This window comes from Pseudomonas sp. 67(2021) (genome assembly GCF_017491835.1).
GTDB classification, from domain to species: Bacteria; Pseudomonadota; Gammaproteobacteria; order Pseudomonadales; family Pseudomonadaceae; genus Aquipseudomonas; species Aquipseudomonas atacamensis.
Window position 1 is genome coordinate 1 of the sequence record NZ_JAFGYL010000123.1, and the last position, 238, is coordinate 238.

At 61.3% G+C, this 238-nt stretch carries 1 protein-coding gene; it reads right to left on the reverse strand.

What is annotated here, in order from left to right; all coding sequences use genetic code 11:
* The coding region (locus J5M66_RS26815; RefSeq protein ID WP_207810275.1) for an amino acid permease at positions 1-238 on the reverse strand (238 nt) is incomplete at both ends.

Consider the following 238-nt stretch of genomic DNA (forward strand, 5'->3'; position numbering starts at 1 on the left):
GCCTCCTTGATCCCGCGCATCACCAGAAAATGCACCGCCCACAACAGCACCGAAGCGCAGCCGATGGCGATCGGCGTGTTGCCCTGACCGAACACCGGAAAGAAATAGCCAAGGGTGCTGAACAGCAGAACGAAGTAACCGACGTTGCCCAGCCAGGCGCTGATCCAGTAGCCCCAGGCCGAGGAGAAACCCATGTAGTCGCCGAATCCGGCCTTGGCGTAGGCGTAGACACCGCCGT